This window comes from uncultured Maritalea sp. (assembly GCF_937139385.1).
Lineage (GTDB): Bacteria > Pseudomonadota > Alphaproteobacteria > Rhizobiales > Devosiaceae > Maritalea > Maritalea porphyrae_A.
In genome coordinates, this window is sequence record NZ_CAKZPW010000226.1 from 1 (window position 1) to 5055 (window position 5055).

A 5055-nucleotide genomic window follows, 5' to 3' on the forward strand; every position below is an offset into this window, starting at 1 on the left:
CGGCAAGTCAATCAGCGATTGCACCGGATAAAATGATGGATGCTGTTGCGGCGCTAAACGGTACTGTTATGCAGATGTTCAATCATGGTTTGAGTTCTGCTGGTATGTTCCTCCTTGCTGGGGGTATTTATCACAAAACACATACTCGTGACCTGACACAATATGGTGGCTTCTGGGTCAAAGCACCGATTTTTGGTGGCTTATTCGTCTTCATGAGCATGTCGAGTCTTGGTTTGCCGGGCTTGAATGGTTTTGTTGGCGAATTCTTGATTGTGCGTGGGACATGGACAACCTTCACATGGTTGACTGCTCTTTCGTTGGTTGGCTTGCTCTTTACCGGCTTTTTGGGCGCGTACTTTCTCAATAATATGAGGCGTACCGCCGAGCTTGAAGCCACCAATGAAAGATTAGCCGAAGAAGTGAATGAACGTAAGCAGGCAGAAGAAACCTTGTTGAAGACACAGCAGCAATTAGCCAAAAATAACCGCATCCTAGAAGAGCGCAGCCAGCAGCTTGCCAAAGCCAACCAAGAATTGAGAGCGGACCGAATTCTTATCGCGACCGGTGGACGTCCATTTGTGCCCAATATCCCAGGCGCTGAAATGGGCATCACCTCGAATGAGGCTTTTCATATCCAACAGCTGCCTAAGAAAATATTGGTCAATGGCGGTGGCTATATTGCCGTCGAGTTCGCGGGCATTTTTGCCGGGCTGGGTGTTGAAACAACATTGCTCTATCGCGGCGACCAAATATTGCGCGGTTTTGATTCTGACGTACGCGATATGGTTGCTGAGCAGATGAAAGCGCGGGGCGTTACAATCAAGCTAGAGAGTGAAATCACGCGGATGGATCGTTGTGCTTCGGGCAATATTGACGTTAGTTTTTCAACCGGAGAAGTCATCGATTTCGGCGAAGTGATGTTTGCAACTGGTCGCGTTCCAAACATTGAAGGCTTGGGGCTTGAAACAGCTAATGTGAAACTTAACGCTGGTCGTGCCATTCACGTTGACGCTTATTCTCAAACCAGTTGTCCATCAATCTATGCCGTTGGAGATGTGACAAACCGTGCTGCACTTACCCCTGTCGCCATTCGGGAAGGGGCGGCTTTTGTAGAAACAGTTTACAACAATAATCCAATGGCCGTGGACCACTCGCTTATTCCAACGGCTGTGTTTTCCGAGCCCGAAATCGGCACTGTTGGGTTGACGGAACATGATGCGGCGTCAAGTCGCGCGAAGGTCAACGTTTATGTGTCAACTTTCCGCCCGATGCAAAACACACTGACCACACGTCCCGAAAAAATGATGTTTAAGCTGATCACGGATGGCGAAACTGACGAAGTGTTGGGCGTACATATCGTTGGCCCATCGTCCGGTGAAATGATCCAAATGGTCGGCATTGCAGTTTCGATGGGGGCGACAAAGGCAGACTTTGATCGAACGATCGCCGTGCACCCAACCGCCGCTGAAGAACTGGTGACTTTAAAAGCGCCGAGCTATGTCATTGAAAACGGGGAGCGCCAGAGCTAGCGCATTGTCTTGTCAATCGACTTAAGGATGCGCGGTTCAAACTTTTGAATTTTTGCCAGGTTCAACTGCGCTGCCTTGTAAATGGACAGGAACTGAACTTTTGCTTTTGGTGCGCAAACACCGACCAGTGCCCTTTTAAGGATGTTTTGGACTGGATTGCGCATCAAAAAGGTGTCCACCCACTATGCAGAGCCTAGGGTTGTCTTTGCGACAACCTCCTGGAGTTGGGTAAGCTTTGGTTTGATGGCTGAAAGGTCTGTTGCGTGTTGTATGCAATGCCCGGCGCTCAAAACGAAGTTGACCCAAGTTCCTCAATCAAGCGACACCAAAGGCCGTTTTCAGCAATGCGCCCACCGCAAAAGCCAGCCCAGCGGCCAACATGCCAATTGCAAATGTTTCTAAGGCACTCATGAACCACGTAGCTGTAGACCATAGTGATTTGGCGGCGCCGATTGCTAAAAACACAAAGCCAGTCATGACAGCTGCAAGGATGGCACTTGCGGGTAGGCCAAATAGGTAGGGCACAAGTGGAACCGCTCCACAAATAATGAAGGCCATGAATGTGGCGAATGCCGCTCTGGCGGGTGATCGCTGAACAGCTGAAATGCCGTATTCCTCAGTCAACATCACTTCAATCCACATTTCTTGGTTGTTTGTGACCAAATGCACAATTTCGTCTAGCTCTGCCCCTTCAAACCCTTTGGCGGAAAAAATCTGACGCAGTTCTTCTCGCTCCCCTTCAGGGTGATCCGTGATGTGACGAATTTCGGCTGCACGCACGCGTTTGTAATCGTCGATTTCCGCTTTGGTGCCAGAGTAATTAGACGCAGCCATGGAAAAGCCGTCTGCTAGCAAGTTAGCGACACCTAGAATTAAAACGATTGCAGCAGATAATTCCGCGCCGACCACACCAGCGACAATCGCAAATATCAGATAAAGTGTACCAATATCTTTATGGTTTGTAGAAAGCATCCAACGACGCCAACCCGTTGGGTTGTGGTGGTCCATTGCTCAATCGTTGGCGAATGGCCTCTTTGGAGTGCTTATGATCAAGTTGACGCATATTGGTTCCAAATTGCTCCTCTAAACTTCTCTTTGTCAGACAATAACATGGCGATTCTTTATAAGAATGTGGTGGAAGGTCGCTTTTAGTATGAAATTGGTCAAGTTTTGCCATTCGTTACTAGTTTGCGCGGCAAAAGTTTGCTAAATCCTTCGGGTTAAATAATCAATATAGATGTGAAAGCGAGTAGAACAATGAGTAACTGGACACCTGAAAGCTGGAGATCGAAAGACATCCGCCAGGTTCCGGCTTATCCAGATAAGGCGGAACTGGCAGCTGTTGAAGAGCGCCTTTCATCATTTCCGCCCCTCGTATTTGCAGGCGAAACGCGCGGACTGAAAGCTCAATTGGCAGATGTAGCCCATGGTAAAGCATTTTTGCTTCAAGGCGGCGATTGCGCAGAGAGCTTTGCAGAGCACCATGCGGACCATATTCGAGATTTCTTCCGTGTCTTTTTGCAAATGGCAGTCGTTCTAACGTCTGGCGGGTCAAAACCTGTTGTAAAAGTCGGACGTGTCGCTGGTCAATTTGCCAAGCCCCGGTCGGCAGACAATGAAACCATTGATGGTGTAACCCTGCCAAGCTACCGCGGCGATATTATCAACGGCATCGATTTTGATGAAGCATCACGCGTGCCAGACCCCAACCGCATGACAATGGCTTATCGCCAGTCAGCGGCAACGTTGAATTTGATCCGCGCTTTTGCGTCTGGGGGCTATGCCAACCTAGAACGCACCCATGAATGGACCATGGAGTTCATCAAGGACACCAATTCATACAATCAATATGACGCGGTGGCGAAGAAGATTGACGACGCAATTGACTTCATGCGTGCGCTCGGCATCAACGCTGAAAACACACAGCAACTGCGTGAAACCAAGTTTTACACCAGCCATGAAGCGCTATTGCTTGGATATGAGCAGGCCTTCACGCGCCGCGACTCAATCACCAACGATTGGTATGCAACTTCTGGCCACATGTTGTGGATCGGCGATCGCACACGCGACGTTGACGAGGCTCACGTAGAATTCTTCTCGGGCATCAAAAACCCGATTGGCTTGAAATGTGGCCCATCGCTTACGAATGACGACTTAAAACGTCTTTTGGATAAGCTTAATCCGGAAAACGAAGCGGGCCGTTTGACGTTGATCACGCGTTTTGGCGCAGAAAAAATCAACGATGAACTGCCACGTTTGGTGGAACTGGTGAAAAGCGAAGGCCGCACCGTTGTTTGGTCATGTGACCCCATGCACGGCAATACGGTCAAAGCGTCTACCGGCTATAAAACACGGCCATTTGATTTGGTGCTTTCTGAAGTGAAAAGCTTCTTTGAGGTGCATCGTCAACTCGGCACCTACGCGGGTGGTGTGCATGTGGAAATGACTGGCGCAGACGTTACTGAATGCGTTGGTGGGTCTTCAGCGGTAACAGAAGCGGACCTTGAAAGCCGCTACCACACCCATTGCGACCCACGCTTGAATGCTTCACAAGCACTTGAGTTGGCATTTTTGGTTGCTGAAGAAATGCAAGATCATCAGCGCCCCGTGCGTCCACGCAATTTGGCGGCTATCTAGGCCACAAGAACTCAAATAAAAGAATTTCGCACCGCCCCTCAAAAGGGGGCGGTGTTTTTCGTTGCATTATCAATTTGTTAAGACAGTTTTAGTGCCCCCTTAACCTTAATCAACCATAAATACTCAGGAGTGATTTGATTTACGCAATTGGAGTTGGCCATGCGGCATGTTGGTTTAGGTATTTTGGTAAGTGTTGCGGCAATGGTGAGCGCAAGCACCGCACTTGCAGCAGACTTGGATTATCCAGCAGATATGCGCGGCAGCTACAACAGTTGGGATGAACCTACCGATCCGCTGATGGAATTCGAAGCTGGTTTGCGCTACCACTACTCGCGTGGTGGAAGCTCTATTTCAACCAGTGGCCTTAACAACTCCGGAATTATTGTCCCCGCGACCAACGGTAGCACCAACGACACCACTCAGTTTGGCGAAGTTTTTCTACGTCTGAACGATTTGGCAACTGATACCTATCTAAACGTATATGGCGGATATTCAGTTCATCTAGATGCTAACTATGACAATGGCCTAACAAGTGGACAAACAACGCTTGGTAATATGGCTTATGCGGTTGCTGATTTCGGTTATATGCCGGTAAAGCTTGGCAACGATGATGTTGGCGCTACATTTGGTGGCTTTGTGGGCTATCAATATCTAAATGATGCGCCAACAATTGGCGGTGCCGAATACCGTCCGATTAAAGACAATTCATCATTGTCTTGGACGACGGGCACCAGTAGCTTTTTTGTACCAGTTGAACATGCTGATCACACTTTGAACATCAACGCGTTGCGTTTGGGTCTTTCGACTAAGGCTGTGGCGGGAAGCTTTGATGTGACAGCGGAAGTTGCTGCAATTCCTTATGCATCCCTTTCGGGAATCCTGGGTGGGC

General features: G+C 49.0%; 4 protein-coding genes. 3 read left to right on the plus strand and 1 reads right to left on the minus strand.

Going from position 1 to position 5055, the window contains the following annotated elements; translation table 11 throughout:
• The coding region (locus Q0231_RS09685; protein WP_299347432.1) for an FAD-dependent oxidoreductase at nt 1-1529 on the plus strand (1529 nt) is incomplete at its 5' end.
• Between the two features lie 315 nt (nt 1530-1844).
• Here the strand turns inward: Q0231_RS09685 and Q0231_RS09690 are convergent.
• A complete protein-coding gene (locus Q0231_RS09690; RefSeq protein WP_299347434.1) occupies nt 1845-2537 on the minus strand; it encodes a VIT1/CCC1 transporter family protein in 693 nt (230 codons plus the stop codon).
• A gap of 249 nt (nt 2538-2786) precedes the next feature.
• Here Q0231_RS09690 and Q0231_RS09695 point away from each other — a divergent pair, with 249 nt between their 5' ends.
• Both Q0231_RS09695 and Q0231_RS09700 read left to right on the plus strand, forming a co-directional pair.
• Nucleotides 2787-4166: a class II 3-deoxy-7-phosphoheptulonate synthase gene (locus tag Q0231_RS09695; RefSeq protein ID WP_299347436.1), complete on the plus strand. Its 1380-nt coding sequence runs from the start codon at nt 2787-2789 to the stop codon at nt 4164-4166.
• Between the two features lie 159 nt (nt 4167-4325).
• Nucleotides 4326-5055: hypothetical protein (locus Q0231_RS09700; RefSeq protein WP_299347438.1), on the plus strand; the 730-nt coding region annotated here is incomplete at its 3' end.